This window comes from Pseudomonas sp. FSL R10-2189, from assembly GCF_009600325.1.
Classification (GTDB): domain Bacteria; phylum Pseudomonadota; class Gammaproteobacteria; order Pseudomonadales; family Pseudomonadaceae; genus Aquipseudomonas; species Aquipseudomonas helleri.
In genome coordinates, this window is record NZ_WIVZ01000033.1 from 16,564 (window position 1) to 43,552 (window position 26,989).

Annotated in this window: 23 protein-coding genes; 14 read left to right on the top strand and 9 right to left on the bottom strand. The window is 57.9% G+C overall.

What is annotated here, in order from left to right; translation table 11 throughout:
* Positions 1–2: 2 nt before the first annotated feature.
* Complete coding sequence (locus GHO32_RS20370; RefSeq protein WP_153335141.1) at positions 3–533, bottom strand: 4-vinyl reductase; 531 nt, start codon at positions 531–533, stop codon at positions 3–5.
* A 93-nt stretch (positions 534–626) separates the two neighbouring features.
* Complete coding sequence (locus GHO32_RS20375; protein ID WP_153335140.1) at positions 627–1,604, bottom strand: dipeptidase; 978 nt, start codon at positions 1,602–1,604, stop codon at positions 627–629.
* 229 nt (positions 1,605–1,833) lie between these two features.
* On the opposite strand from GHO32_RS20375, the gene GHO32_RS20380 reads away from it, so the two are divergent.
* From GHO32_RS20380 to GHO32_RS20390, 3 genes are all read left to right on the top strand, one after another.
* On the top strand, positions 1,834–2,235 hold the full coding sequence (locus GHO32_RS20380) for a lysozyme inhibitor LprI family protein (protein ID WP_153335139.1): 402 nt from the start codon (positions 1,834–1,836) through the stop codon (positions 2,233–2,235).
* Between the two features lie 14 nt (positions 2,236–2,249).
* Complete coding sequence (locus tag GHO32_RS20385; RefSeq protein WP_048372361.1) at positions 2,250–2,666, top strand: DUF3010 family protein; 417 nt, start codon at positions 2,250–2,252, stop codon at positions 2,664–2,666.
* Positions 2,667–2,912: 246 nt separating this feature from the next.
* Positions 2,913–3,167 carry a hypothetical protein gene (locus GHO32_RS20390; protein WP_123750853.1) on the top strand — a complete coding sequence of 85 codons (255 nt, stop codon included), beginning with the start codon at positions 2,913–2,915 and terminating at the stop codon, positions 3,165–3,167.
* Positions 3,168–3,256: 89 nt separating this feature from the next.
* On the opposite strand, the gene GHO32_RS20395 is transcribed toward GHO32_RS20390, so the two are convergent.
* Positions 3,257–4,360 carry a GlxA family transcriptional regulator gene (locus GHO32_RS20395; protein ID WP_153442979.1) on the bottom strand — a complete coding sequence of 368 codons (1,104 nt, stop codon included), beginning with the start codon at positions 4,358–4,360 and terminating at the stop codon, positions 3,257–3,259.
* A gap of 380 nt (positions 4,361–4,740) precedes the next feature.
* Positions 4,741–5,841, bottom strand: a complete 1,101-nt coding sequence (locus GHO32_RS20400) for an RHS repeat-associated core domain-containing protein (protein WP_153335137.1) — start codon at positions 5,839–5,841, stop codon at positions 4,741–4,743.
* Between the two features lie 512 nt (positions 5,842–6,353).
* Between GHO32_RS20400 and GHO32_RS20405 the strand changes: the two genes are divergently transcribed.
* Positions 6,354–6,701: a DUF6124 family protein gene (locus GHO32_RS20405; protein ID WP_048384996.1), complete on the top strand. Its 348-nt coding sequence runs from the start codon at positions 6,354–6,356 to the stop codon at positions 6,699–6,701.
* Positions 6,702–6,752: 51 nt separating this feature from the next.
* Here GHO32_RS20405 and GHO32_RS20410 read toward each other — a convergent pair whose 3' ends face one another.
* Together GHO32_RS20410 and GHO32_RS20415 are read right to left on the bottom strand one after the other, a co-directional pair.
* Entirely contained in the window at positions 6,753–7,814 is a 1,062-nt protein-coding gene (locus tag GHO32_RS20410) for an RHS repeat-associated core domain-containing protein (protein WP_153335136.1), read from the bottom strand.
* A gap of 182 nt (positions 7,815–7,996) precedes the next feature.
* Positions 7,997–9,040: an RHS repeat-associated core domain-containing protein gene (locus GHO32_RS20415; protein ID WP_153335135.1), complete on the bottom strand. Its 1,044-nt coding sequence runs from the start codon at positions 9,038–9,040 to the stop codon at positions 7,997–7,999.
* A 517-nt stretch (positions 9,041–9,557) separates the two neighbouring features.
* On the opposite strand from GHO32_RS20415, the gene GHO32_RS20420 reads away from it, so the two are divergent.
* A complete protein-coding gene (locus GHO32_RS20420; RefSeq protein ID WP_153335134.1) occupies positions 9,558–9,905 on the top strand; it encodes a DUF6124 family protein in 348 nt (115 codons plus the stop codon).
* A gap of 63 nt (positions 9,906–9,968) precedes the next feature.
* Here the strand turns inward: GHO32_RS20420 and GHO32_RS20425 are convergent, their stop codons facing one another.
* Together GHO32_RS20425 and GHO32_RS20430 are read right to left on the bottom strand one after the other, a co-directional pair.
* A complete protein-coding gene (locus GHO32_RS20425) occupies positions 9,969–11,057 on the bottom strand; it encodes an RHS repeat-associated core domain-containing protein (RefSeq protein WP_256665473.1) in 1,089 nt (362 codons plus the stop codon).
* A 156-nt stretch (positions 11,058–11,213) separates the two neighbouring features.
* A complete protein-coding gene (locus GHO32_RS20430; protein ID WP_153335132.1) occupies positions 11,214–12,590 on the bottom strand; it encodes an L-serine ammonia-lyase in 1,377 nt (458 codons plus the stop codon).
* 332 nt (positions 12,591–12,922) lie between these two features.
* On the opposite strand from GHO32_RS20430, the gene GHO32_RS20435 reads away from it, so the two are divergent.
* The 3 genes from GHO32_RS20435 to choV all read left to right on the top strand — a co-directional run bounded on the left by GHO32_RS20435 (position 12,923) and on the right by choV (position 15,959).
* A complete protein-coding gene (locus GHO32_RS20435; protein WP_153335131.1) occupies positions 12,923–13,870 on the top strand; it encodes a choline ABC transporter substrate-binding protein in 948 nt (315 codons plus the stop codon).
* Between the two features lie 68 nt (positions 13,871–13,938).
* On the top strand, positions 13,939–14,784 hold the full coding sequence (gene choW / locus GHO32_RS20440; protein ID WP_048373962.1) for a choline ABC transporter permease subunit: 846 nt from the start codon (positions 13,939–13,941) through the stop codon (positions 14,782–14,784).
* Complete coding sequence (gene choV / locus GHO32_RS20445) at positions 14,781–15,959, top strand: choline ABC transporter ATP-binding protein (RefSeq protein WP_153335130.1); 1,179 nt, start codon at positions 14,781–14,783, stop codon at positions 15,957–15,959. Before choW ends, choV begins: the two co-directional genes overlap by 4 nt.
* An 89-nt stretch (positions 15,960–16,048) precedes the next feature.
* Here choV and GHO32_RS20450 read toward each other — a convergent pair whose 3' ends face one another.
* Positions 16,049–17,986, bottom strand: a complete 1,938-nt coding sequence (locus GHO32_RS20450) for a BCCT family transporter (RefSeq protein WP_227024806.1) — start codon at positions 17,984–17,986, stop codon at positions 16,049–16,051.
* Positions 17,987–18,402: 416 nt separating this feature from the next.
* Here GHO32_RS20450 and betI point away from each other — a divergent pair, with 416 nt between their 5' ends.
* The 6 genes from betI to mdtD all read left to right on the top strand — a co-directional run bounded on the left by betI (position 18,403) and on the right by mdtD (position 26,955).
* The gene (gene betI / locus GHO32_RS20455) at positions 18,403–18,996 is read left to right on the top strand and encodes a transcriptional regulator BetI (protein WP_048373954.1); all 594 of its coding nucleotides are present in this window, start codon (positions 18,403–18,405) and stop codon (positions 18,994–18,996) included.
* Between the two features lie 110 nt (positions 18,997–19,106).
* Entirely contained in the window at positions 19,107–20,579 is a 1,473-nt protein-coding gene (gene betB / locus GHO32_RS20460) for a betaine-aldehyde dehydrogenase (RefSeq protein ID WP_048373953.1), read from the top strand.
* Between the two features lie 124 nt (positions 20,580–20,703).
* Positions 20,704–22,407, top strand: coding sequence for a choline dehydrogenase (betA, locus tag GHO32_RS20465; RefSeq protein ID WP_153335129.1), 1,704 nt, complete (start codon positions 20,704–20,706; stop codon positions 22,405–22,407).
* Positions 22,408–22,607: 200 nt separating this feature from the next.
* Positions 22,608–24,050: a TldD/PmbA family protein gene (locus GHO32_RS20470; protein WP_153335128.1), complete on the top strand. Its 1,443-nt coding sequence runs from the start codon at positions 22,608–22,610 to the stop codon at positions 24,048–24,050.
* Positions 24,050–25,387: a TldD/PmbA family protein gene (locus GHO32_RS20475; RefSeq protein WP_153335127.1), complete on the top strand. Its 1,338-nt coding sequence runs from the start codon at positions 24,050–24,052 to the stop codon at positions 25,385–25,387. Before GHO32_RS20470 ends, GHO32_RS20475 begins: the two co-directional genes overlap by 1 nt.
* A 137-nt stretch (positions 25,388–25,524) precedes the next feature.
* Positions 25,525–26,955: a multidrug transporter subunit MdtD gene (gene mdtD, locus GHO32_RS20480; RefSeq protein WP_048370838.1), complete on the top strand. Its 1,431-nt coding sequence runs from the start codon at positions 25,525–25,527 to the stop codon at positions 26,953–26,955.
* The last annotated feature ends 34 nt before the right edge of the window (positions 26,956–26,989 follow it).

Consider the following 26,989-nt stretch of genomic DNA (forward strand, 5'->3'; position numbering starts at 1 on the left):
ATTTACAGCGGCTTGACGATAAACAGACCGTGGTCGTGGCCTTCTTCGGATCCGCTGTAGACCTGTTCGGCCACGGTGCGAATCTGGCTGCCGCGCGCTTGCAGAATCTGGTCCATGGCCCCGGCAAACCAGCCGGTGAACATGTAGTCGACCTTGCGCCCGACCTTGCCGTACACGTACACGAAACAGGAGTGTTCGAGCTTGATGGTGGCGGTGCCTTTGTCCAGGTCAATGTCTTGAATGGTGAACAGGCCCCAGCCACGTTGCGACAGGCGCTTCATGTAATGCTCGAACACCGCCACGCCTTCCAGGCCATGGCATTCGGCTTCTTTTTCACACCAGTGCCAGGCCGATTTGTAGCCCGCCTTGTAGAGGATCTCGGCGTAGGCGTCAGCGCCCAGCACCTCTTCGATGCCCATGTGGTTGTTGACGAAAAAGTGCCGTGGCACGTAGAGCATCGGCAGCGCGTCAGAGGTCCAGACGCCGGTCTCGCTGTCGACTTCGATGGGTAATTGCGGGGCGATTTTAGCCATGGAATAAAACTCCAAAATTCGAGGTAAGGTTCGTTTCGCCCCCTCACCCTGCCCTCTCCCGGAGGAGAGGGATGGGTGAGGGCGAGTGGCGGCTTATTCGCCCCAGACGTCTTTGAGGACGTTGACCCAGTTTTCACCCATGATCTTGCGCACCACGCGTTCGCTGTGGCCGCGCTTGATCAGGGTTTCGGTGAGGTTCGGGAACTCGCCCACGGTGCGGATGCCCAGCGGGTTGATGATCTTGCCGAAGCTGGTCAGACGCCGCGCGTAGCCTTTGTCGTGGGTCAGCATTTCGAAGAAATCCTGGCCGTGGCCCTGGGTGAAGTCGGTGCCGATGCCGATGGCGTCTTCGCCCACGATGTTCATGGTGTATTCGATGGCTTCGGCGTAATCGTCGACGGTCGACTCAATGCCCTTGGCCAGAAACGGCGCGAACATGGTCACGCCGACAAAGCCACCGTGATCGGCAATGAACTTGAGTTCAGCGTCGGATTTATTGCGCGGATGTTCTTTGAGCCCGGACGGCAAACAGTGCGAGTAGCAGACCGGTTTTTTCGATTCGAGGATGACCTCTTCAGAGGTTTTGGAGCCCACGTGCGACAGGTCACACATGATGCCCACGCGGTTCATTTCAGCGACCACTTCGCGGCCGAAACCCGAAAGCCCGCCATCGCGTTCATAGCAGCCGGTGCCCACCAGGTTTTGCGTGTTGTAGCACATCTGCACCACGCCCACGCCGAGCTGTTTGAAGATCTCGATGTAGCCCAATTGGTCTTCAAACGCATGGGCATTCTGGAAGCCGAAAATGATCCCGGTTTTGCCCAAGGACTTGGCGCGGCGAATGTCAGCGGTGGTTTTGACCGGGATCACCAGGTCGCTGTTTTCGCGAATAAGGGTTTGGCTGGCGACAATGTTATTGATCGTGGCCTGAAAGCCCTCCCACACCGACACCGTGCAGTTGGCGGCCGTGAGCCCGCCTTTGCGCATGTCTTCAAACAACTCGCGGTTCCATTTGGCAATGATCAGCCCGTCGATAACGATGCTGTCTGCGTGCAACTCGGCTGGGCTCATCAGGCGTCCCCTTATAGGCGTTTGCTGCGCCGAATCGTCTGCCGGCGCTTTGGGGCCAGCATAGGCTTGGGGGTAAAAACAGCCGGGTGCAAAAGCGACAGCGCAATTGCCGAAAGCGTCAATGCGCGACAAAGCGCTGGCGACCACAACACCCGCCGATGCGCCGGTGACTGTCTTTTGCGCGGCGCTTAAGCCAGAATCCGCCTCAACTATGGATTAGGAAGCCGCAATGAAATCGATTCTCCTGGCCTTGGCGTTGATCACCAGTGGCGCAGCTGTAGCCGATGATGCCGACCACAACCCGTGTGATGCCGTCGAAAACGACCAGCAAACGCTGGCGTGCTCGGTATTTAGCCGCAATACCGCCGAACAGTTGTTGGCTGAAAACTTCGAGGCCCTGCAAGCGCGCATCAACGCGCTGTACGGCGCCAATGCGACGCAGCTCAACAACATCACCAGCAAAATCAAAACCGCGCAGACCCTGTGGGTGCACCAGCGTGACGCCGATTGCGCGATTGTGGTGTTCCCGGCCAAAGCCGGCACCGAGGCGTTCAACATTGCTCAAAACGACTGCATTGCGGCAGTCAGCGATGACCGCTCGGAGTTTCTGGAATCGATTGGTCAGGAATGACCCATGAGGCACGTATGACTATTTGCGGGATTGAAATCAAAGGCAGCGAAGCCATTTTTGCCCTGGCCACCCAGGGCGCTGGCGGCCTTGAGCACGTGGCCATCAGCACCAAAAAAATTGCCCTGGACGACGATGAAAACGCCGCCAGCGTCAAAGCCTTCGCCGCCCAACTGGCCGACTGTGTGAAGGCCAACGCCATCACCCGCATCGCGATCAAAAAGCGCAGCAAAAAAGGCGAGTTTGCTGGTGGCCCCACCACCTTCAAAATCGAAGGCATCCTGCAATTGCTGGAGGGCTGCGAGGTGCAGTTACTGTCGCCGCAAACCCTTAACGCGCAATTTAAAAAGCACGCGTATGAGCTGCCAGCCTCGCTCAACAAATACCAGCACGACGCCTACAAAACCGCCTGCGCAGCGCTGCTCAAGGGCTGAACACCAGGCACAAAAAAGCCCCGAAACTGCCGTTACAGCGTCGGGGCCAACAGTGTGAGTGCCGTGCGGTGACCAAACCTAGGGCAATGTTACTGAGCCCAGTGTGCCCTGCCCCGCGCCTTGGCACTTAGCCAAAAACGACCTGTTCTTAGGCATACCAGACATCGCGCCAAACCTCGCTTGCCCGTTCGTGGAAGCCCTACCAGAATCAAGCTTCGATCGCCTCTCTGTGAAAGGATAAAAAGCATGATGCACGCAGACTTGATTGATGAGCAGGACCTGCTGAGCCAACTGCGCTCGCTGGGCTTTGACGTGTCGGGTAACGCCGAGCAAGCCTGCTCTGCGGTGGTGTGCGGCCTGAACGAGACCAACGCTCGCGCACTCAAGGGCCTGGTAGAAAAGCTCTACACCGGCAGCGCAACCATCTTGCCCGCCGTGCGCCAGGCCATCGACCAGCAGTTGCTGCCGGGGCTGGTGCAATACAAGCAAAGCCGGGGGTGAGCGTAACCCCCTGTAGGAGCGAGCTTGCCTCGCGATCTTTTGAACCTTTAAAAGATCGCGAGACAAGCTCGCTCCTACAGAGGCTTTGACTACACCCTCACACTGGCAAACGTCGACTCGTGCCGCGCCTGATGCAGCGACGCCATCGGCCCGGCCAGCGGGGTCAGCAGCAGGGACTGCGGGATCGGCACCAAGGTGGTTTGCTGCGCAGTATTGGACCCCACACGCTCATCACGCGGCGGGATGCCAAAGTACTCGCGGTAACACTTGGAGAAATGCGGCGTCGAGACAAACCCGCACACCGCCGCCACTTCGATAATCGACATCGGCGTTTGTTTGAGCAATTGGCGCGCACGCACCAGGCGCAGCTTGAGGTAGTACCGCGACGGCGAGCAGTGCAAGTATTTTTGGAACAGCCGCTCCAACTGGCGACACGACACGGTCACGTACACCGCCAGCTCATCGAGGTCGATGGGCTCCTCAAGGTTGGCTTCCATCAACGCAACGATTTCCTGCAACTTCGGCTGGTTGGTGCCCAGCATGTGCTTGAGCGGCACGCGCTGATGGTCCTGTTCGTTACGAATGCGCTCATACACAAACATTTCCGAAATGGCGGCCGACAATTCGCGGCCATGATCGCGGCTGATCAGGTGCAGCATCATGTCCATCGGCGCCGTGCCACCCGAGCTGGTAGAGCGGCTGCGGTCGAGGGTAAACAGACGGGTACTCATGGACACCCGCGGGAAGGCTTCCTGCATCGAGGCCAGACATTCCCAATGCACGCTGCAATCAAAACCGTCCAGCAGCCCGGCATACGCCAGCGCCCAACTGCCGGTGCACACCGCACCCAAACGGCGCGACTGGCGCGCCTGGCTTTGCAGCCAAGACACGTGCTCACGCGTTACCGCGCGTTGAATGCCGATACCGCCGCACACAATCACCATGTCTAGCGCCGGCGCCTTGTGCATGCTGGCGTCGGGGGTAATTTGCAAACCATCACTGGCCCACACCTGGCTACCGTCAGCGCTTAAGGTGCTCCAGCGATACAACTCGCGGCCCGACAACTGATTGGCCATGCGCAGGGGCTCAATCGCAGACGCCAAAGAAATAAGTGTGAAATTGTCCAGCAGCAGAAAGCCGATGGATTGAGGCGTACGGTTCTGGGGTTGGGCCTCGGAGTTGAACGACGTCATGCGGTATCTCCTCACACAAAGCGGGTGATGGCCCCAGGCGCAGGCTCTTGTTATGACCCACCGTTTACGGGGGCTTTGCCATGACGATGCAAATGCCGCGCCTAAACTTGAATAGGTATTCAACAAAATCTGAAAACGACGTCGTAATGCGTCTAGGTGGGAGGTGCCGAACACGGCTCTAAACACCGTCTAAACAGACGTAGCGCAGGGCGCAGAGCCGTGTTGAGCAAATCGGTAGCACTTGTGGGAAACACGTAGGAACGCACCGTGTCACCAAAGGTGCAGGTCGGGATGTGCGCTGAAAGGGGGCGCGGTGCGCTTAAAAAGCGCGCCAAACAGAAAGCGCTAGACGTCGCCCACCCGACACTAAAATCAATTCTTCATCTTACCGAGGGAGTAAACACTCGGCTCCGATACCCTGGAAATACTCTCTCGTTACTTTCAAACAGTTCTGCATTTTTCATAACGGTATGTTTTTTTCCTACTCTGACGCTGTCACGAATATCCAAAATTATCTCTTTACTATTGAGTGTTTCCATTATTTGCCTAAGTCCAAATTTTGACACCAAAGACATTTCCATGCCTTTAACACTCTGTTGAGTAATATCAGCATAAGCCTGAGCTAAAGACCCGGCATGCCCCGCGCCCGAATAACATGACCAAATTCTGGATGTCGTATGTTCGGTATATCCCTTTTTCTTAACAAGCCGAGCCAAATAAGAAGCGGTTAGCCCTTGCCCTGCATCATTGACCATATATCCAACATTACCGTGGCCATGCAACGTCAATCTCAGCTCACCCGTGGCCCTGCGGTCATAAGCAGCAAAAATACCAGGCTCCAACTCTGAAATTCGAAAGAACTCTACAGTCTCCTTATTGACTGTTGCCCCTGAACGAGCTGCATATTTAGCCGCAGTCTTTGAGTTGCGCTTAGATAACAACTTTGAAAAAAATCCTAAACTTTCTACTGCTCCCTTACCGCTCAAGAAAAAAACAGCATGCCCACTGTCATCGCGTCTATTTACCGAGTCCCCCCCACAATACCCATATGCATTAATCCCGCCTTTCCCAAACGGGCTCCAACTGTCCGGGCTGTTAAAACGCATCAACACCGGGTTAAACGCCCGATAGCCATTGCCCAACAAGTAATGCCCCGTCACCGGGTCAGCCCGTTCGCCATTAAAGCCCAGCACACTGGCCACGCCGCTTTTAGCCGGGCGATGGCCATACACGTTGTAAGCCATGGGTTGGGTTTTATCGGGGTTAACCGTGTGCAACACCGAGCGTTGCAAGTCGGTGGCCAGCAGCTTGCTGCCACCCGCACCGCCCTCGGCCAACACGTGATCGCCCACCTGAAGCACACTGCGCTGCACTGCGCCCTCAATTTCGGTGACCATGCGCGACTTGTTGTAAAAGCGCCGAATACCCGCCGTCTGGATCAAGCGGTCCAGTGGGTCGTAGGTATAGAGGACTGTGGGCATGTGTGTACGCTCGTCGTGTACAGGGACTTGCGCTCAGCTTGCACCGGCGCTACACGGCTGCCTACTGGCAGATCTGCTAGGTATAAACCTCTGTAGGAGCGAGCTTGCTCGCGATCTTTTAAAAGATCAAAAGATCGCGAGCAAGCTCGCTCCTACAAAAAACGTGAGCCCCCTTGGAACCGTGAAAATCAGCCATTTCGTACGACGTTTCGCTTTCAATCCAAGGACACTTCCGAGAAAATCCCGTTCGCTTGCGCCCACTCCATTCGGGGCATAGTCTCGGCCATCGCTGCCAAAAACAGCGGTCGGGTTTAGTAGCCCGGTTTAGTTCGGCGCAAGGCGCCACCTCCGCGAGGCGCTTTTTTACGGCCTGCGTTTTATGGTGGTCGTGCGCAGGGCGCCTTCGGGCGCGCCGGGTCCCGAACTTACCGGTCTACTAACCTGCGTGCGGCTGCCACCTTCGTTTAGTAGCGACAGGTACAGCTCCTTTAATTAAGTTCGGAGTTGTAACCATGAAAAAACTGACACCCGATCCACCTGTCACCTCCCCCGATGCCGTTGAGCGCACGTCACAGTTACTGGACCGTGCGGCGGCCGATCGCGCCCTTGATTACTACCTGCACAACCATAAGCCTCCACGGCACATGGATCAGGCCATGTATGCCATACCCGGCAGCGTCAATTTAGAAGCGGCTTTGGCCCAGGCGTCAGACTTGTTGCGCTGCATGGTTGCTTCGGCGAGTGAGGCGGGGAATGGTTTGAGCGGCAATCAGCGCGATGTGGTGCTGTCCATAGGGCACTTGGCGGAGCTGGCCAAGACCTTTGTCGATACATCGCTGGACCGTCTGGTCACGCACTAAACGGTACGCGCCTGAGTGCAAGCAGGCGCGTTAAATCAAAATGTCTGAAGGTCAGCCGTTGAAAACAACGGGGAAAAAATCCTTATCAGAAACATCGACGCCATTGGATCTTAAAAAGGTAGCGCTTCTGACTTCTGTCATTCCGCGCTCTAACCATGATATTGCTCTGGTTTCTTGCCTCCAGATATCCTTTGGCCCTAAACCAACCGCGACGACTTTCATATAGGCTGTAGTGGGCACTTTGTACTTCAAAGAAATTTTCGCACTCAATGAGTGTTTACCCCTCACCGCCGAAAAACAACTAATCATGTGAACACTATTATAATTCGCCACATCCACTTTATTCTTGCGAAGTAAATCTAACATCTTTTTATTGCTCAACACTCTGCGCCCGCTCAATGGATACCCTTGTTTAATCCCATGAGCATCAATAACTAACCGCCTTGCTGGCAGACCATCTATTTTGTGTATTTCGTCTGCCACATAAACACCAGATTGAATTTTCTTTATATTCTCATAAACAACATTATCTTGAGCATAGGCCGAAGACCAATATTCACCCGCTGAATCAACGACCGTCGTTTTTCTTTTCATCACCGCATTGATCGCATTACGCGCCCATACAAATAAATGCCCAGATGGATCACTATAATTTCCAGGGTTCCCTCCACAGTAACCATATGCATTAACTCCACCCCGCCCAAACGGGCTCCAACTGTCCGGGCTGTTAAAACGCATCAACACCGGGTTAAACGCCCGATATCCATTGCCCAATAAATAATGCCCCGTCACCGGGTCAGCCCGTTCGCCATTAAAGCCCAGCACACTGGCCACGCCGCTTTCAGCCGGGCGATGGCCATACACGTTGTAAGCAATGGGTTGGGTTTTATCGGGGTTAACCGTGTGCAACACCGAGCGTTGCAAGTCGGTGGCCAGCAGGTTGCTGCCACCCGCCCCGCCCTCGGCCAACACGTGATCGCCCACCTGAAACACACTGCGCTGCACTGTGCCCTCAATTTCAGTGGTCATGCGCGAGCTGTTGTAAAAGCGCCGAATACCCGCCGTCTGGATCAAGCGGTCCAGTGGGTCGTAGGCATAAAGGACTGTGGGCATGTGTATACGCTCGTCGTGTACAGGGACTTGCGCTCAGCTTGCACCTGCACGGAGCAACTGCCTACTGGCAGATCTGCTAGGTATAAACCTCTGTAGGAGCGAGCTTGCTCGCGATCTTTTAAAAGATCAAAAGATCGCGAGCAAGCTCGCTCCTACAGGCTCCACGCACACATGTTGCACTGTCAGTTACGCCTGATAGCACTCTGTTTTTCGGGGACAAATGTGACTGGGTCGTAATTTCTCTGTGAGAGCGGAAAATGCTTAAAAACTCCCGTATTGCGCAGAGTCCGCATACTAATCATTGGCTGATAAATCTTACCCACTTCCATATTAGGAACTAAGAAGTCAATAGGCACTGCCGCCGCAGTCCCTTTAAAAGCCTTTGTTTTAAGCCCTGTCAAGTTAGAGACTTGCTGGGCAAAATTTGCCTCTGCACTGTGGCAAATCATTAGTTTGACTGCATCGTATTTATCGAACTCAATGCCCCCTTCCCTTGCTAAATTTATTAATTTATCAGGGCTAACGGGACTGTCTTTTGACCCAACCTTCAGCGCCCCATCTTCAAAACTACCATGTGTATCTAAAACAATTTTACGCTGACCTTTTTTTGATAATTGTTCATACGCATAAATGTCTGAATTCAGCTTTATATAATTAGACGTCGCTTTTTTATGCATACCGATCGGCGTACGGTAAAACGCCCAAAAACTGTCTGCTGCTTTTCGCAACGCAGCCAGAAAAAAATGCCCACTTGAGTCAACTCGATTAACTGAATCACCTCCACAATACCCATAACTATTTAACCCGCCTTTCCCAAACGGGCTCCAACTGTCCGGGCTATTAAAACGCATCAACACCGGGTTAAACGCCCGGTAGCCATTGCCCAATAAATAATGCCCCGTCACCGGGTCAGCGCGCTCGCCATTAAAGCCCAGCACACTGGCCACGCCGCTTTCAGCCGGGCGATGGCCATACACGTTGTAAGCAATGGGTTGGGTTTTATCGGGGTTAACCGTGTGCAACACCGAGCGTTGCAAGTCGGTGGCCAGCAGGTTGCTGCCACCCGCCCCGCCCTCGGCCAACACGTGATCGCCCACCTGAAACACACTGCGCTGCACTGTTCCCTCAATTTCAGTGGTCATGCGCGAGCTGTTGTAAAAGCGCCGAATACCCGCCGTCTGGATCAAGCGGTCCAGTGGGTCGTAGGCATAAAGGACTGTGGGCATGTGTATACGCTCGTCGTGTACAGGGACTTGCGCTCAGCTTGCACCTGCACGGAGCAACTGCCTACTGGCAGATCTGCTAGGTATAAACCTCTGTAGGAGCGAGCTTGCTCGCGATCTTTTAAGAGATCAAAAGATCGCGAGCAAGCTCGCTCCTACAAAAAACGTGAGCCCCCTTGGCACCGCGAAAATCAGCCATTTCGTACGACGTTTCGCTTTCAATCCAAGGACACTTCCGAGAAAATCCCGTTCGCTTGCGCCCACTCCATTCGGAGCATAGTCTCGGCCATCGCTGCAAAAAACAGCGGTCGGGTTTAGTCGCCCAGCATGTGAGCAAGGCGCAAAGCGCCACCTGAGTGAGGCGCTTTTTTTCGGCCGCAACTTTATGGTGGCCGTGCGCAGGGCACCTTAGGGTGCGCCGGTTTCCAAGCTCACCGGTCGACTAACCTGCGTACGGCTGCCACCCATTCGTTTAGTCGCGACAGGTGTCAGTTCCCTTAACGAGGTTGGAGCTGTAACCATGAAAAAACTGACACCCGATCCACCTGTCACATCCCCCGATGCCGTTGAGCGCACGTCACAGTTACTGGACCGTGCAGCGGCCGGTCGCGCCCTTGATTACTACCTGCACAACCATAAGCCTCCACGGCACATGGATCAGGCCATGTATGCCATACCCGGCAGCGTCAATTTAGAAGCGGCTTTGGCCCAGGCGTCAGACTTGTTGCGCTGCATGGTTGCTTCGGCGAGTGAGGCGGGGAATGGTTTGAGCGGCAATCAGCGCGATGTGGTGCTGTCCATAGGGCACTTGGCGGAGCTGGCCAAGACCTTTGTCGATACATCGCTGGACCGTCTGGTCACGCACTAAACGGCACGCGCCTGAGTGCAAGCAGGCGCGTTATAAGCACTGCGTATTGCATTGAAATCGGGCTTATCCAGGTGTAAAAGTTACTGGCCTAAAGTAATCACTGGATAACCCTTGCCTGATAAGAGCTGTTTTATCTAAAACCATTGAACTCACGCGTACATAGCGAACCATTGGATCGGCTGCAGTACTATCAACCACATCCAGCAGGTAACTTGAAGGCCTGCGCACGACCTCCCCCCTGTAACCCGTTACGGGTACATTCAAATGATCAGAGAGTTCTTGAGCAAAAGATTTCCCCGTATAGCTGGCCACATCTGCAGAATGACACATTATTAAATGGACCTCTTTGGCCTTCTTCATATGCCCATTTGACACTAGCGCTTTACCCAGCTCTTCTGCTGTAAACGCTTGGCCACTAGAAGCAATAACGCCTACCTGTTTACCACCGTGTTCATAAAAACCACCATGCCCCACTACCTCAAGCCTCGAGAATTTATGATCACTGGCTACTGTTCGGCCCGCATAAATATTCGGCATTAACACTTTAAAATCCTTCATTAACTGACTCTCCAGGTCGATTGAGTTACGTCTGGCAATGATGGGAGCCGCCTGTACTGCGAGAGATCTTTTACTACCTGACTTAAACAACCAATTTTTCAACGCGCGCCAAAAATGCCCGCTGGGATCAACCCGATTAACCGGATCGCCCCCCACATACCCATAACTATTAATCCCGCCCCGCCCAAACGGGCTCCAACTGTCCGGGCTGTTAAAGCGCATCAACACCGGGTTAAACGCCCGATAGCCATTGCCCAATAAATAATGCCCCGTCACCGGATCAGCCCGTTCGCCATTAAAGCCCAGCACACTGGCCACACCGCTTTCAGGCGGGCGATGGCCATACGCGTTGTAAACAATCGGTTGGGTTTTATCGGGGTTTACTGCGTGCAACACCGAGCGTTGCAGGTCGGTGGCCAGCAGGTTGCTGCCATCCACTCCGCCCTCGGCCAACAAGTGATCGCCCACCTGAAACACACTGCGCGGCACTGTGCCCTGGATTTCGGTGGCTAAACGGGCCTGGTTGTAGAAGCGCTGGTGACCGGCAACGTCTGTCAGTCGATCAAGTGGGTCGTAACGGTAGAGGCGGAGCATAGACACATCCATAGGTCAGCAAATGCCATTACCTTGTGCCCTGCACGACTCATTGCCTACTGGCAGAACTGCTAGGTTCAGCCCCTGTAGGAGCGAGCTTGTCTCGCGATCTTTTGATCGTTAAAAGATCGCGAGGCAAGCTCGCTCCTACAGTTATCAACATTCCACGGCACTCACGGCTAACCCGCCGCGTGAGGTTTCTTTGTATTTGTCGTGCATGTCGGCGCCGGTGTCGCGCATGGTGCGGATCACCCGGTCCAGTGAAATAAAGTGCTGACCGTCCCCGCGCAGGGCCATTTGCGCGGCGTTGATGGCTTTGACCGCCGCAATGGCGTTGCGCTCGATGCACGGCACTTGTACCAGCCCGCCCACCGGGTCGCAGGTGAGGCCCAGGTTGTGTTCCAGGCCAATTTCAGCGGCGTTGCACAGTTGCTCGGGGCTGGCCCCGAGGATTTGCGCCAGCCCGGCCGCGGCCATGGCGCAGGCCGAACCGACTTCGCCCTGGCAACCCACTTCGGCACCCGAAATCGAGGCGTTCTTTTTGCACAAAATGCCAATCGCCGCCGCGCTTAATAAGTAGTCGACGACGTTGGCTTCGCTGACCTCGTCGCTGAACTTCATAAAGTAGTGCAGCACCGCCGGGATGATGCCCGCCGCGCCGTTGGTGGGCGCCGTGACCATGCGCCCGCCCGCGGCGTTTTCTTCGTTGACCGCCAGGGCGAACAGGTTGACCCATTCCATGGCGCTCAAGGTTGAGCCGATCACGTTGGGCTTGCCCAGTTCCTGCAAGCTGCGGTGCAAACGGGCGGCGCGGCGGCGCACGTTGAGGCCGCCGGGCAGGATGCCTTCGTGTTTCAAGCCGTGCTCGACGCAGTCCTGCATGGCGCGCCAGAGTTTGATCAGGCCACAACGGATTTCATCTTCGCTGCGCCAGGTGCGTTCGTTGGCCATCATCAAGGCGGCCACGCTCAGGTGATGTTCGCGGCACAAATCAAGCAGCTCCACAGCGCTGCCAAAGTCATAGGGCAACTCGGTGCGGTCCATGTCCATGACACCGCTGGCCGCTTGCGCCGCATCCACCACAAAACCGCCGCCCACCGAATAGTAGGTGTCGCGGTGCAGTTCGCCGTTTGTGGTTTCGGCGATCAGGGTCATGGCGTTGGGGTGAAACGGCAGGTTTTCGTCGAGCAGGCGCATGTCACTGGCCCACACAAACGGGATGGGCAGATAGCCATCGAGCAGCAAGGTCTGGCTGTCGTGCAGCTCTGCGATGCGCGGGCCAATGTGCGCCGGGTCGATGGCGTCTGGCCACTCGCCCATCAGGCCCATGATCACGGCGTTGTCGCTGCCATGCCCGATGCCGGTGGCCGACAGGGAACCGTAAAGCTGCACCTCAATGCGTCGCACCTGTTGCAGTTGGTCGCGTTCGCGCAACCCCTGCACAAACAGCGCAGCAGCCCGCATGGGCCCCACGGTGTGGGAGCTGGAGGGGCCAATGCCGATCTTGAACAGGTCAAACACGCTGATAGCCATGGGGACGAGCCTCGTAATGAGTGCTCGCATCATGGTCGGTTTCCAGCCCCTGAAAACGTCCAGCAACGACTCGCTATTGTCTGCCAGCGCCGTCGCCGTTTTATGCGGATTAGACGCGGGAAAAGTGCGGTTTTTGGGGAGGAAACGTCCAAATGCGACCTCGCAGGTATCAGATACGACCCTGCCTGTACTGGATGCGACGCGGGCGGTAGGCGTTTGATTTTGGCTGTTACATGATCAGTCTCGACTCGATTGCCAGATGCCAACCGGCATCACCCGAGGGGGCGGCTTTTCGATCGAAAACTGCCACCCAGACACACAGGAGTCGTTGCATGAAACATTCCTACCCTTTGCTGTTGGCTGCCGTACTGAGTCTGCCCGCCATCGCCCAGGCTGCCGAGCCTGCGCAGTGCAGCACGGTTAATTTTTCGGACGTGGGCTGGACCGACATCACGGTCACCACGGCGGTCACCAGCGCAGTACTGGATGCACTGGGCTACAAAACCAAAACCACCATGATTTCGGTGCCGGTGACGTACAAGTCCCTGGCCGATGGCAAAAACATGGACGTCTTCTTGGGCAACTGGATGCCCACCATGGAAAACGACATCAAGGCTTACCGCGATGCGGGCACCGTTGAAACGGTGCGCGCCAACCTGGAAAACGCCAAGTACACCCTCGCCGTACCGCAGGCGCTGTATGACAAGGGCCTTAAGGACTTCGCTGACCTGCCTAAATTCAAGAAGGAACTGGACGGCAAGATCTACGGGATCGAACCGGGCAACGACGGCAATCGCACGATTCAAAGCATGATCGACAAGAACGCATTTGGCCTCAAGGACGCAGGCTTCAAGGTGGTTGAGTCGAGCGAAGCCGGGATGTTGTCGCAAGTCGAACGCGCTCAGCGACGCGGCACCGACGTGGTGTTTTTGGGCTGGGAACCGCACCCCATGAATACCCGTTTCAAGATGAAGTACCTCACCGGTGGCGATGAATTTTTTGGCCCCAACTTCGGCCAGGCCACCATCTATACCAACACCCGCAAAGGCTACTCACAGGAATGCAGCAACGTTGGCCAACTGCTGAAAAACCTGGTGTTCACCCTCGACATGGAAAGCACGCTGATGGGCAAGGTGCTGGACGAAAAGATCAAGCCGGATGTGGCTGCCAAAGCCTGGCTTAAACAGAACCCGCAGGTGCTCGACACCTGGCTCGCGGGCGTGACCACGGTTGATGGCAAGCCGGGGCTTGAGGCGGTCAAGGCCAGCCTCGCGAAGTAATCGCGGACGCCAGCCGGCTTGCCGCGCTGGCTCCGTTTTCACTCCACTTGCATGCGGACGTTCATACCATGCTGATAGATCACAAAATCCCGTTGGGCGAGTACATCGCCGACTTCGTCGACTGGCTGACCAAACATGGCGCCAATATCTTCGATGCCATTGCGACCACACTCGAAGCCATGATCCATGGCGTGACGTTTGCGCTGACCTGGTTCAACCCGCTGGCGTTTATCGGGTTAATCGCGTTGTTTGCCCACCTGATTCAACGCAAGTGGGGGCTTACGGTCTTTGTTGCGTTGTCGTTTTTGCTGATCCTCAACCTGGGGTATTGGCAAGAGACCATGGAAACCCTCGCGCAGGTGGTGTTTGCCACCTTTGTGTGCGTGATCATCGGCGTGCCGCTGGGCATTGTCGCCGCGCATAAACCGGCGGTGTATACGTGCATGCGTCCGGTGCTGGACTTGATGCAAACCGTGCCGACGTTTGTGTACCTCATCCCTACCCTGACCCTGTTTGGCTTGGGCGTGGTACCGGGGCTGATTTCGACCGTGGTGTTTGCGATTGCCGCGCCGATCCGCCTCACCTACCTGGGCATTCGTGACGTGCCCCATGAACTGCTGGATGCCGGTAAGGCGTTTGGCTGCTCGCGCCGCCAGTTGCTCACCCGTATCGAACTGCCCCACGCCATGCCGAGCATCGCGGCCGGGGTGACCCAGTGCATCATGCTGTCGCTGTCGATGGTGGTGATCGCCGCGCTGGTGGGCGCTGATGGCTTGGGCAAACCGGTGGTCAACGCCCTGAACACGGCTGACATCGCGCTGGGCTTTGAAGCCGGGCTGGCGATTGTGTTGCTGGCGATCATGCTCGACCGGATCTGCAAACAGCCGGACGCCAAAAAAGGAGCTGACGCATGAGTATTATTCGCTTCGACAAGGTTGACGTGATCTTCGCCAAAAAACCGCGTGAGGCGCTGAAGCTGCTGGACGAGGGCCTTTCGCGGGATCAGATCCTGAAAAAAACCGGGCAGATTGTCGGCGTTGAAAAGGCCAGCCTGGACATCGACAAAGGCGAAATCTGCGTGCTCATGGGCTTGTCCGGTTCGGGCAAATCCAGCTTGCTGCGCTGTATCAACGGCCTCAACACGGTGAGCCGTGGCCAGTTGTTTGTGGAGCACGAAGGCAAGCAAATCGACATCGCCTCGTGTACCCCCGCCGAGCTGAAAATGATGCGCACCAAGCGCATCGCCATGGTCTTTCAAAAGTTCGCCCTGATGCCCTGGCTGACGGTGCGCGAGAACATCAGCTTTGGCCTGGAAATGCAGGGCCGCCCTGAAAAAGAACGCAAGGCGCTGGTGGATGAAAAGCTGGAACTGGTGGGCCTGAGCCAATGGCGCAATAAAAAGCCCGACGAATTGAGCGGCGGCATGCAGCAGCGTGTTGGCCTGGCGCGGGCGCTGGCGATGGACGCCGATATTCTGCTGATGGACGAACCGTTCTCGGCACTTGACCCGCTGATTCGTCAGGGCCTGCAAGACGAGTTGCTGGAGCTGCAACGCAAGCTCAGCAAGACCATCGTGTTTGTTAGCCACGACCTGGATGAGGCGCTGAAACTGGGCAGCCGCATCGCGATCATGAAAGACGGCAAGATCATCCAGTACAGCAAGCCGGAAGAAATCGTGCTCAACCCGGCCGATGACTACGTGCGCACGTTTGTCGCGCACACCAACCCGCTGAACGTGTTGTGCGGGCGCAGCCTGATGCGCACGCTGGACAACTGCAAACGCATCAACGGCTCGGTGTGCATTGATCCGGGGGATGATTCGTGGATCGACCTGCACGAAGGCAACACCATCAAAGGCGTGCGCAATGGCGCGGGCGTGGTGGATTTACAGCAATGGAAAAGCGGGCAATCGGTCGACAGCCTGGGCCGCAGGCCGACGCTGGTGGACTCTAATATCGGCATGCGCGATGCGCTGCAAATTCGCTACCAGACCGGTAACAAACTGGTGCTGCACGACAATCAGAAAGTGGTGGGGATACTGGGTGATACCGAGTTGTACCACGCCCTGTTGGGTAAGAATCTGGGTTAATGATTAACCCCTTGTAGGAGCGAGCTCGCGATCTTTTGATCTTTTAAAAGATCGCGAGACAAGCTCGCTCCTACAGGAGTGCTGGGCTCTTAGCTGTAAACGCGGCCAAGGAGCTGGCGATGGCTTTCAAACTGGTCAAGCACGTCTCGGCAGATTTGCTCGTCAGTGAAGCCCATCAAGTCGTACTCCTGGTTGCCGTTGTGCAGGTACACCTCGGCCCGGTAGTAACGGCTGCGCACTTCGTCTTGCCCGGAGTCGCTTGGCGCGGCCAGGTAACCGTCCAGGCTCACTTCGTAGACAAACGGGTTGCCTTCTTCCATGTCTACCCGCACGCCCATGCAGCGCTTAGCAGCGCCCAACAGGGTTTGCACGTGCAGACCTTGAGCACGCAATTGCGCCGCCGCTTCTTCCAGTGCCGGGGTCACGTGCCTGTCCATAAAGCGCTGCACCACGGCTTGGGTCGGTTGCAGGTCCTGGGTGGTCAAACGCTCGCTGAAACCACGACGACCACGGGCCGCCAGTTCCGCTTGCTCTTGTTCCACCAGGGTGTCCTGGCGCATGGCTTTGTGCAGGCCAAACATAAACAGCACCAGCACCACCGAGAACGGCAGGCCCGCCAGCACCACCATGGTTTGCATGGCCGCAAAGTTACCGGCAAACAGCAAACCAATGGTCACCAGGGTGATCACTACCGACCAGAAAATGCGCAGCCAGTGCGGCGCGTCTTCGTCTACGTCGCCACCTTTACACGACAGGTTGGCCATCATCACCGCGCCCGAATCCGCCGGAGTCAGGAACAGCACGAAGCCAACAAAAATCGACACACCAATCACGATTTTCGACGCGGGGTAATGCTCAAGCAGTTGGTAAATCGCCATCGACGGTTGTTCAAGGGCAGTTTTGCCCAGTTCTACCGCGCCCTGGTTCACCACCAGGTCCAGTGCCGAGTTACCGAAAATCGACAGCCACGCCAGGGTGAAGCCCAGCGGAATCAACAGCACGCCGGCTACCAGTTCACGCACGGTACGACCACGGGAAATACGCGCAATGAACATGCCCACAAATGGTGCCCAGGAAATCCACCAGGCCCAGTAGAACAGGGTCCACAGACCCAGCCAGCCTTCGGTTTTCTTGCTGTCGCCTTCGTACACGTACAGGTCGAAGGTTTTCATGATGATGCCATTGAGGTAATCACCCACGTTCTGCACGAAGCCGTTGAGCAGGTGCAAGGTAGGGCCGAACAGCAGCACGAAAATCAGCAGGCCGCTGAACAGGATGATGTTCAGGTTGGACAGCCGACGAATGCCGTTTTCAACACCCGAGACCGCCGCGATGGTGGCCACGGTGCTCATCACGATGATGACGATCAGCAGGTTGGTGTTGCTGTGCGCCATGCCGAACAGGTTTTCCAGCCCCGACGACACTTGCATCGAGCCAATGCCCAGGTTGGTCACCAGGCCGAGCAGAGTCACGAACATGCCGAAGCCGTCGACCGCGTGGCCCGCCGCACCTTTGACCCAACGCTCACCCATCAGCGGGTACAGCGCCGAACGCAGCGCCAGCGGCTGGTTGTGGCGATAAGCAAAGTACGCCACGGCCAACCCCACCAGTGCGTAGATCGCCCAGCCGTGCAGGCCCCAGTGCAGGAAGGTCAGTTGCAACGCCTGACGCGCCGCTTCATGGCTGGCCGACACGCCTTCTGGCGGGTTGAAGAAGTGGTCCAGCGGCTCGGACGCGCCAAAGTACAGCAAGGAAATGCCGATACCCGACGAGAACAGCATCCCGGCCCACGCGCCGTAACTGAAGTCGGGCTTGTCTTGCTTGGTACCCAGTTTCAGTTTGCCGTAGGACGAGAACGCCAGGCCCACGACAAAAATCAGATAGGCGGCGATGACCACCATGTAGTACCAGCCGAAGCTGCGCGACAGCCACTCTTGGGCAACGCCCAGAATGTGGCCGGCTTCTTCGGGGAAGGCGATCAGGATGGCAGTCAACAGCAGTATCAGGGCGGTAGAGGTGTAAAACACCCAACCATTGACCGTCACCTTTTGTGGCGGGGTCTTTATAAGAGAGGCAGAACTCATTGCACGGGTGCTCCAGGCAAGTGCGACACAAGGACTAAAGGCAACGCACCACTCGACCAATCGGTTACATAGCGACCAACGGTCGAGTGATATAAAGACACCGCTAAAAAAACCGGACCCTGCCTGTCCCTGAGCAGGGCCTGCTTCTGCAGGAGCAAGCTCGCTCCTACAAACGCAGGGGATCCGGCGGTATTTACCGTGTCGTTTTCGGCACTTGTTGTAGGAAAAGCACCACAGCACGCGACGAATTGTCGCAGATCTTATTCTTTGTTGATTGAACGTTCAATCAAAACAAAATAGACTGGCCGTCGTTCAGTGATTGTCATGCGCTGCGCGCCGGCCCCAAGGAGATGCACACAATGCCCAAGGTCGGTATGCAACCCATACGCCGCCAGCAGTTGATCGAAGCCACTTTGACGGCGGTCGATCAGGTCGGGATGGCAGATGCCAGCATTGCGCTAATCGCCCGTTTGGCGGGCGTTTCAAACGGCATCATCAGTCACTATTTCAAGGACAAGAACGGTCTGATCGCCGCCACCATGCGGTATCTGATGAACGTTCTGATCGATAACGTCGCCGAGCGCCGCCAAGCACTCGACGATGACAGCCCAAGGGCGCACTTGAAGGTGATCGTTGAAGGCAACTTTGACGCGAGCCAGGTCAGTGGCCCGGCGATGAAAACCTGGTTGGCCTTTTGGGCAGCCAGCATGCACCAACCGTCGTTGCACAGATTGCAGCGGATCAACGATCACCGCTTGTACTCCAATCTGTGCTGCCAATTTCGTCGCGTGTTGCCGCAGGCTCAAGCCCGCAACGCCGCACGGGGCCTGGCAGCGCTCATCGATGGTCTATGGTTGCGGGGTGCTCTGTCGGGTGACGCTTTCGACACCGAACAGGCACAACGCATCTGCTACGAATACATGGATCTACAACTGGCGAAACAGGTGAGTTAGGCCTCAATTAACGCTTAACCCCTGAACTGTCGTGAATCTGCGCTGCCACAGTTAGATGGCACCCGATTGACGATTAACGCCCACCACTTGTCTGCACTTGCGAGGATTTTATGGCCCGTTTCGAATTGCAAAAACTCTACATCGACGGCGGCTACACCGACGCCGGTAGCGACGCTACTTTCGATGCCATCAACCCGGCTAACGGCGAAGTCCTCGCACAAGTGCAACGTGCGACCAAGGAAGACGTCGAGCGCGCTGTTGTCAGCGCTGAAAAAGGCCAGAAAATCTGGGCCGCCATGACCTCCATGGAGCGTTCGCGCATTCTGCGTCGCGCCGTTGAGATCCTGCGCGAGCGCAACGATGAACTGGCGGCTCTGGAAACCCTGGACACCGGCAAGTCGTACTCCGAAACCCGTTACGTCGACATCGTCACCGGCGCCGACGTGCTGGAATACTACGCAGGCCTGGCGCCCGCCATCGAAGGCGAGCAAATCCCGCTGCGCACCACCTCTTTCGTTTACACCCGCCGCGAGCCGCTGGGCGTTGTGGCCGGTATTGGCGCCTGGAACTACCCGATCCAGATCGCCCTGTGGAAATCCGCACCCGCCCTGGCGGCCGGTAACGCGATGATCTTCAAGCCAAGCGAAGTCACCTCGCTGACCACCTTGAAGCTGGCTGAGATCTTCACCGAAGCGGGCCTGCCAGACGGCGTGTTCAACGTTCTGACCGGCAGCGGCCGTGAAGTCGGCACCTGGCTGACCGAGCACCCGCGCATCGAGAAAATCTCGTTCACCGGCGGCACCGACACCGGCAAAAAAGTCACCTCCAGCGCCACCAGCTCTTCCTTGAAGGAAGTGACCATGGAACTGGGCGGCAAGTCGCCACTGATCATTTTTGACGACGCTGACCTGGACCGCGCGGCTGACACCGCGATGATGGCCAACTTCTACAGCTCGGGCCAGGTGTGCACCAACGGCACCCGCGTGTTCGTGCCAACCGCACTCAAAGCCGCTTTCGAAGCCAAGATTTTGGAGCGCGTTGCGCGCATCCGCATCGGCAACCCGGAAGACGAAAACACCAACTTCGGCCCGCTGGTCAGCTTTGCTCACATGGAAAGCGTGCTGGGCTACATTGCCAAGGGTAAAGAAGAAGGCGCCCGCGTGCTGTGCGGCGGCGAACGTCTGACCGAAGGCGCACTGGGCAAAGGCGCCTTCGTGGCCCCGACCGTGTTCACTGACTGCACCGACGAGATGACCATCGTCAAAGAAGAAATCTTTGGCCCGGTGATGAGCATCCTGACGTACGACACCGAAGAAGAAGTGATCCGCCGCGCCAACGACACCGAGTTCGGCCTGGCCGCCGGTATCGTCACCAAAGACCTGAACCGCGCGCACCGCGTGATTCATCAGCTGGAAGCGGGCATTTGCTGGATCAACGCGTGGGGCGAGTCCGACGCAAAAATGCCGGTGGGCGGTTACAAGCAATCGGGTATTGGCCGTGAAAACGGCATCAGCTCGCTGGCTCAGTACACCCAGATCAAATCGGTACAGGTAGAGCTGGGCGACTACGTTTCGGTGTTCTAAGCCCTGTGGGAGCGGGCTTGCCCGCGATGGAATCGCTGCGGTCTGCCTGACAGACCGCGTCGCATGAATCGCGAGCAAGCCCGCTCCCACGGTTTGTGCCACAACTTCAAAGAGGGTGCATTTTATGTCCCAAGAATTCGACTACATCATCATTGGTGCCGGCTCTGCCGGTAACACCTTGGCGACCCGTCTGACTGAAGACCAAGGCGTCACCGTGCTGCTGCTTGAAGCAGGCGGCCCGGACTACCGTTTCGACTTCCGTACCCAAATGCCTGCCGCGCTGGCGTTCCCGCTGCAAGGCCGTCGCTACAACTGGGCGTTCGAAACCGACCCGGAACCACACATGGACGGTCGCCGCATGGAATGTGGCCGTGGCAAGGGCCTGGGCGGCTCGTCGCTGATCAACGGCATGTGCTACATCCGTGGTAACGCGATGGACTACGACGGCTGGGCAAAAAACCCTGGCCTGGAAGACTGGTCGTACCTGGACTGCCTGCCGTATTTCCGCAAGGCAGAAACCCGCGACATCGGCCCCAACGATTACCACGGCGGCGATGGCCCGGTCAGCGTGACCACGCCTAAAGCCGGTAACAACGTGCTGTTCCACGCCATGGTTGAAGCAGGCGTGCAAGCCGGTTACCCGCGCACCGAAGACTTGAACGGCTACCAGCAAGAAGGCTTCGGCCCGATGGACCGTACCGTGACGCCAAACGGCCGTCGCGCCAGCACCGCTCGCGGTTACCTGGACATCGCCAAACAGCGCCCGACGCTGACCATCGTCACCCATGCCCTGACCGACAAGATTATCTTTGAAGGCAAGCGTGCGGTCGGCGTGCATTACATGACCGGCGACAACCACGTGCGCATTGAAGCCCGTGCACGCAAAGAAGTCCTGCTGTGCAGCGGCGCCATCGGTTCGCCGACTGTACTGCAACGTTCGGGTGTAGGCCCGGCCGAACTGCTCAACAGCCTCGACATCCCGGTGGTGCATGACCTGCCGGGCGTTGGCCAGAACCTGCAAGACCACCTTGAGCTGTACCTGCAATACGCGTGCACTCAGCCGGTGTCGCTGTACCCGTCGCTGCTGTGGTGGAACCAGCCGGCCATTGGCGCCGAGTGGCTGTTCGCCGGCAAAGGCATTGGTGCCAGCAACCAGTTCGAAGCCGGTGGCTTTATCCGCACCCGCGAGCATTTCGACTGGCCGAACATTCAGTACCACTTCTTGCCGGTGGCGATTAACTACAACGGCAGCAACGGTGTGAAAGAGCACGGCTTCCAGGCGCACATGGGTTCCATGCGTTCGCCGAGCCGTGGCCGGGTCAACGTGAAGTCCCGCGACCCGCGTGAATACCCGAGCATCCTGTTCAACTACATGTCCACCGAGCAAGACTGGCAAGAGTTCCGCGACGGCATCCGCCTGACCCGTGAAATCATGCAGCAGCCTGCACTGGACGCGTACCGTGGCCGCGAAATCAGCCCGGGCATCGACAAGCAGACCGACGAAGAGCTGGACACGTTTATCCGTGAACACGCCGAAACGGCCTTCCACCCGTCCTGCTCGTGCAAAATGGGCACCGACGAGATGGCCGTGGTTGACGGCGAAGGTCGCGTACATGGCCTGCAAGGTCTGCGTGTGGTCGATGCCTCGATCATGCCGCTGATCACCACCGGTAACCTGAACGCGCCGACGATCATGATCGCCGAGAAAATCGCCGACAAGATTCGTGGCCGCCAGCCATTGCCGCGCAGCACCGCCGACTACTACGTCGCAGGCGATGCCCCTGTGCGTGGCAAGCCCCTGCGCGAAGTGAGCCGCACCGCGCAGTAACACCGCAATAACTGTAGGAGCGAGCTTGCCTCGCGATCTTTTGATCGTTTAAAAGATCGCGAGACAAGCTCGCTCCTACAGATCCATGACGTTTCATTCTCCCCCGCTTGCCCCCACCTCTACGCAGGCCTACTCTAGGTCCTCGTTTCGCGTCTCACTCCCCGCTGTACACCCGATTTCCCGCTTTCGGAGGTCCGTGCATGTTCGATTTTCACCCTCAGCTCAAGCAGCGCTTTGCCGCCCTGCGTACCCGAGCCGAGTTCTTTTCGCTGCGTTATGTACGTGAATCCGGGCAATACCTGTCGGTACGCAAAAACGTCGCAGAACCGCCTTATTTCAACCACGATCAAGGGGCGATGCTGACCGTCCGGCTCAAGGGCGTAGAAGCCTACGCGGCCACCAACGATTTATCCCAGGCGGGGCTGCAAGCTGCGCTGGAACGTGCCGAAGCCCAGGCCCAGTTAATCGCCGACCACGCGCTGCTCGACCTGGGCCACGAGCCGGTGTCCAACGCCAAGTCTGATTACTGCTCGCCCGATCTCGACCAGGCGTTCCCGTCCCTGAGCGACTGCTATGCGCTGCTGGGCGCCGAGTCGGCCGCCGTGCCCAAGGACGAGCGGCTGGTGAGTTGGGTTGCCTCGCTAGGGCTGACCCACGTCGAACAGATCTACCTCAACAGCGCAGGCGCCGAGCTGCGGCAGGCGCAACGGTTTGTCTTCCCCGGCATGAGCGTGACCGCCTACGACGGCCAAGACAGCCAAAGCCGCACCTTGGGCCGCGATAACTTTGGCCAGCAAGGCGGCGCCGATGTGATCCGCCGCTGCGGTCTGATCGGCGCAGGCCCCACGGTGGCCGACCAAGCGCTGCAATTGCTGCTCGCCCCCAACACCCCGCAAGGCACCCGCGACTTGCTGCTGATGCCCGACCAGATGATCCTGCAGATCCACGAGTCCATCGGCCACCCGCTGGAGTTGGACCGGATCTTGGGCGACGAGCGCAATTACGCCGGCACCAGCTTCGTCAAAATCAGCGACTTCGGCAGCCTGCAATACGGCTCTAACTTGCTCAACGTGACATTCGACCCGACGATTCCCGAGCAACTCGCCAGTTACAGCTTTGACGATGACGGAACCCCCGCGAGCAAAGAATTCTTGATCCGCGAAGGTCTGCTCCTGCGCCCGCTGGGCGGCGCGCTGTCGCAGTTCCGTGCAGGCCTCGAAGGCGTGGCCAACAGCCGCGCCTGCAGCTGGAACCGCGCCCCGATTGACCGCATGGCCAACCTCAATATCGAGCCGGGCGATCAGTCCATGGCGCAGTTGATTGGCGGCATCGAGCACGGCATTTTGATGGCCAACAACCGCTCATGGTCGATTGACGATGCCCGCAACAAGTTCCAGTTCGGCTGTGAATGGGGCCAGTTGATCGAAAATGGCGAACTCAAAGGCGTGGTGAAAAACCCCAACTATCGGGGTATTTCCGAGCAGTTCTGGCGCGACCTTAGCGCCGTGGGCGACGCCAGCACCTTTAAGGTATTGGGCACGCCCAACTGCGGCAAAGGAGAACCCAACCAGGTGATCCGCGTGGGGCACGCGTCCCCGGCCTGTGTGTTCAGTCAAATTGATGTGTTTGGAGGGGATGCCTGATGGGTACGCCAATGAGTCAGGCCGAGCAGTTCGAAGGGTTGGTGGCGTGGCTGCGCAAGGCGCTGGTCAGCCCCGAGCAATTCACCGTGGGCTACAACGCCGAAACCTCGGAGTTTATTCGCTTCAACAAGGGTAAAGTGCGCCAGGCCGGTGTGGTTCAGCAGGCCAGCCTTAGCCTCAAGCTGATCAACGAAGGCCGCCATGCCAGCGTCAACATAACCCTGGCCGGTGAGCCTGCGGTTGACCAACAACGGGTGTCCGATGCGCTGAAACAACTGCGCGACACCGTGCCGCTGCTGCCGGTCGACCCGTATTTGCTGCTCAACTCGGAGCCGTGGCACAGCCACACCGAGCAAACCGAACCGTTGCCGGACACGGCGCAGGTGCTGGATGAAATCCGCCGCGCCGCCCACGGGGTTGATCTGGTCGGCTTCTACGCCAGCGGCCCGATCAGCTACGGCTACGCCAGTTCGCAAGGCGCGCTGGGCTGGCACGAGGCCAACAGTTTCAACTTTGACTGGAGCCTGTTCCACAGCAACGGCCAAGCGGTTAAAGCCAGCTACGCCGGTGCCCAGTGGGACAGCGAGCGCTTCGCCCAGCGCATGCAACTGGCCCGCGAGCAGTTGGCGTTTCTCGACCGCCCGGCCCACGTACTGGCCCCCGGCGAGTACCGCGCTTACCTGGCCCCTGCGGCACTGGAAGAAGTCATGAGCATGCTCTGCTGGGGCGGCTTCTCGGCCCAAGCGCTGGCCAGCAAATACAGCCCGCTGCAAAAGCTCTATGGCGGTGATGCCGAGCTGAGCCCGCTGGTGTCGCTGGACGAACACGTAAGCCAGTCGTTAAGCCCGGCGTTTTCCGGCGAGGGCTACCCGCGTCAGGACTTGTCGCTGGTCAAACACGGCAAGGCCGCCGAGCAACTGGTGAGTTCGCGCAGCGCCGCTGAATATGGCCTCAAGGTCAACGGCGCGCCGGGCAGCGAAGCACCCAGCGCACTGGCAATGGCGGCCGGGCAACTGGCGCAGGCCGATATCCTCAAGCAGTTGGGCACCGGGCTGTACATCAGCAACCTGTGGTACTTGAACTATTCTGATCAACCAGCAGCACGCCTGACCGGCATGACCCGGTTCGCCACGTTCTGGGTCGAAGACGGCGAGATCAAGGCCCCGGTGAATACCATGCGGTTTGATGACAGCGTGTACAGCCTGCTGGGTTCGCAGCTAGAAGCACTGACGGCAGAGCGGGAGCTGCTGGTCTCGGCCAGCACCTACGACCAACGCCAGACTGCATCGAATCTATTGCCGGGTGCGGTGGTCAAAAAACTCACGCTCACGTTGTAAGAGGCAGCATCACTCCAAATTGTGGGAGCGGGCTTGCTCGCGATGGCAGCGGCACGATGATGCAGGCATACCGAGTCGCCTGCATCGCGAGCAAGCCCGCTCCCACAGGTTTTTGAATGATCACAACAAGAGGTCCTATGCCCGAACGTCCGGTTCTCACGCCCGAAATTTTACGGTGGTTGCCTTGGGTGGTGGCCATCGCGTTTTTCATGCAGTCGCTCGACGGCACGATCCTCAACACCGCACTGCCGGCCATGGCCAGCGACCTCAAGGAAAACCCGCTGCGCATGCAAGGGGTGATCGTTGCCTACATGCTCACGGTGGCCTTGCTGATCCCGGCCTCGGGCTGGATCGCTGACCGCTTCGGCACCAAAAAAATCTTCTTCAGCGCCATTTTGCTGTTCAGCCTCGGCTCGCTGCTGTGCGCCTTGTCCGGCACGCTCAATGAATTGATCGCCGCCCGTGTGCTTCAAGGGCTGGGCGGTGCCTTGATGGTGCCGGTCGGGCGGCTGGTGGTGCTCAAGGCCTACCCGCGTTCGGAGCTGGTGCGGATCATGGGCTTTATTACCATCCCCGGCCTGCTCGGCCCGCTGATCGGTCCCACCCTGGGCGGCTGGATGGTGCAGTACCTGAGCTGGCACTGGATCTTTTTGATCAACCTGCCGGTGGGCATGCTGGGCTGCTGGGCGGTCTGGAAAATGATCCCCGACTTGCGCGGCGACGGGCGCTCACGCTTCGATGCCTGGGGCTTCTTGCTGTTTGGCGCGGCCATGGTGTTTATCACCATCGCCATGGAAGGCCTGGGCGAACTGCACATGCCGCACCTGCGGGTCATGTTGCTGCTGTTTGCCGGGCTGGCGTGCCTGGCGGCGTACTGGCTGCGGGCCGCCAACATCAGCAACCCGCTTTTTTCCCCGACGCTGTTTAAAACCAAAACCTTTGCCGTGGGCATTTTGGGCAACCTGTTTGCCCGCCTGGGCAGCGGCGCCTTGCCGTTTCTGGTGCCGTTGCTGCTGCAAGTGGCGCTGGGCTATTCACCGTCAGACGCCGGCATGAGCATGTTGCCATTGGCAGCCGCCGCCATGCTGGCCAAGTGGGGCGCACGGCCGTTGATCGAGCGTCTGGGCTATCGCACGATCCTGACCGGCAACACGCTGGCACTCGGCATCATGCTGGCCAGCATGGGCCTGGTCACGGCTCAAACCCCGTACCCGCTGCTGCTGACGATGCTGGCGATTTTGGGGGCCATCAACTCGCTGCAGTTCACTGCCATGAACACCGTGACCTTGATCGACCTGGACGATGCCAGCGCCAGCAGCGGCAACAGCTTGCTTTCGGTGGTGGCGCAGTTGTCGCTGAGCCTTGGGGTTGCCTGTGCCGGTGCCTTGCTGGGCGGGTTCTCGGGCGACGGCGCCGGTGACGACGTGCACACCGTGCTGGGGGCGTTCCAGTTGACCTTCCTGACCGTCGGCATCATGGCCATGCTGGCAGCGGCGATCTTCTTGCAACTGTCACCGCAGGACGGTCGTAAGCCCAAAGCCAACTCGGAGCATGAGCTGGATCATTAATAGGGCCTTTGTCTCGCGATCTTTTGATCGTCTA